Source organism: Mesotoga infera, assembly GCA_011045915.1.
In the GTDB taxonomy this organism is placed as follows: Bacteria; Thermotogota; Thermotogae; order Petrotogales; family Kosmotogaceae; genus Mesotoga; species Mesotoga infera_D.
Genome location: DSBT01000091.1, coordinates 1 through 2329 on the forward strand (window position 1 = coordinate 1; position 2329 = coordinate 2329).

2 protein-coding genes are annotated in these 2329 nt (G+C 47.1%); both read left to right on the plus strand.

Translation table 11 applies throughout. The features are described 5' to 3' along the window. A partial coding sequence (locus ENN47_03070) for an amino acid racemase (GenBank protein ID HDP77163.1) occupies positions 1–399 on the plus strand: 399 nt, incomplete at its 5' end. Positions 400–645: 246 nt separating this feature from the next. Beyond that, positions 646–2193, plus strand: coding sequence for a hypothetical protein (locus tag ENN47_03075; protein ID HDP77164.1), 1548 nt, complete (start codon positions 646–648; stop codon positions 2191–2193). Positions 2194–2329: the final 136 nt, after the last annotated feature.

Genomic DNA, 2329 nt, shown 5'->3' on the forward strand with positions numbered 1-2329 from the left:
GGGCTTGAAGTTCTGGAAATCGGTAAAGCGGTCGGAGAGGAGATTGAGAGAAAAGGACTTGAAACCGTTGGACTGCTCGGCACAAGATTCACTATGGAGAGGGCTTACTACAAGGATACATTGGCGGGATTTGGCGTAAATCTGATTGTTCCTTCGGCTGAAGAAATGGCAGTGGTAGATAGGATTATCTTCGAGGAGCTCTGCAAAGGAGTCTTCAGAGAGGAATCCAGGTCAGTCTATAAAGAAGTGATTAAGGGTCTTCAGGTCAATGGAGCCGAGGGAGTTATCCTCGGTTGCACTGAGATCCCTCTTTTGATAAAAGAATCAGACGCTGACATTGCCGTTTTCGACACCACGGCTATTCACGCCCGGGCGGCCGTAGATTATGCTCTTGCTTGATTCGGAATCAAGAGCGTCAGATAGTCGACAGTTCTGTATAGAATGAATGACGCGTGAGATTGACTCAGAAGACAAAAGCATCTTGCTTCTGAATCGGCATGTTCGACCGGATCTGAGATTCTAAATCACTCTTGCGTGAATCTCGACAGGGAATGCTATTTTCTCAGGTGGATACTGCTATTCACATGATCAGCAGCTATTTTGAACTGCTAGTGATCGTTCACTTCGCGGAAGGAGGATCTAAGTATGAAAAGACTCTTGTTATTGCTTCTGTCAGTACTGCTGTTATCGGTAGTCTCTTTTTCAAGCGTTTACAATAGTTCGTCCAACGGTGATCTGCAAGGGGTAAAGGAAGCCGTCAACAGCGGTGGTAATATTAACGAGCGTGGCTATGCAAACAAAACACCCTTGATGGTCGCAGCGGATTACGGCCACTCGGAAATAGCGACCTACCTTATCGAATCTGGGGCAGACATTTCAACTGTTGACGACAACGGCTATACAGCTCTTCATTACGCTGCGAGAAAGGGGCTCCTCGATGTCGTGAAGATGCTCCTTGCAAGAGGGGCGGACATAAACGCCCATCCGGCCAGTTCGATGTTCTATGAAGGCTATACACCTTTGATCCTTGCCTGTGACAACTCCAAGAACGACGCTACTCTGGAAGTCGTTAAGTATCTTGTCGAGAAGGGAGCCGATCTGGAGAGAGTTGAATATGCTTTCCGATCACCTTTGATTGCCGCGATATTTTCGAAGGGGACAAATACTGTAGTCTTCCTGCTCCAAAACGGAGCCGATCCAAATCGACCGGCCAAAGACGGCAGAACTCCTCTCTACCTAGCTATATCGGAAGGTCTTCCAATTGAGGGCATAGAAGCGCTTTTGGAACATGGGGCAGATGTGTCTGTTGGAAATGAATACTTTTCGCCGCTTCAACTGGCAGTGTCAAAATCGAAAAACGATGTCGCTATTAAACTCATCGAATACGGAGCGGACTATTCGGCTATCGATGAGGATGGAAACACTCTCCTCCATCGTGCAGCCGGGAAAGGTTCCACAAAAAACATCGAGATGTTTGTCGAGCTAGGGATTGATGTTGACGCGAGAAACAACGATGGAAAGACACCTCTTCACATCGCTGCAGAAGATGAATACTTCAATAACGTCAAACTGTTGATCTCTCTTGGAGCAGACGTCCAGGCAAGGGACAACAAAGACTATTTGCCCTTCCATCTGCATCTTGCCGTTTATAAAGAAGATGTAGAAGTCATAGAGCAGTTACTCTCGGCTGGAATCAGCGTAGACAACAATGAAGTCGAAACCGGTATCTCTCCGCTTCATATCGCTGCGGTATATGGAAAAATCGAGATGGCGAAGCTTCTTATCCAGAAAGGCGCAAACGTCTCAATAAGAGCAGTGGAAGGTCTCCAACCAATCCATGCGGCGGTCGGTAGTTATGGGAGTCTGGAGATGATTGATTACTTGCTGGAGAGTGGAGCAGATATCGACGCCGAAGACGACGAGGGCAGGACCCCAATCTTCTATGCGGTAATAGACTACAACATGGAGTCGATCTCCCATCTCGCAGAGAAGGGGGCAAACGTAAATCATCAGGACCATGCCGGCATGACGCCCTCCCATTATGCGGTTCAGGACAAATGGGATGCAATCGAAATGCTGACAATTCTTAGCAATTTCGGCTTGGTGGCAAATGTCAAGGACAACTCCTGTATGACTCCCGAGGATTACGCCGCTTCCGAAGAAATCAAAGAATTCCTGAAAACGCTATATTGAGTCTCTGATGATAATTTAGGGCTTCCTGAAAAACTACTACCTTCTTCCTGTTAAAGAGGTCGTCATATTCAAGAGAGTAGTAGTTGACTCACAATATGTGGATTTTGACCAGGAACACCCTCGAAATTGCTCCGAA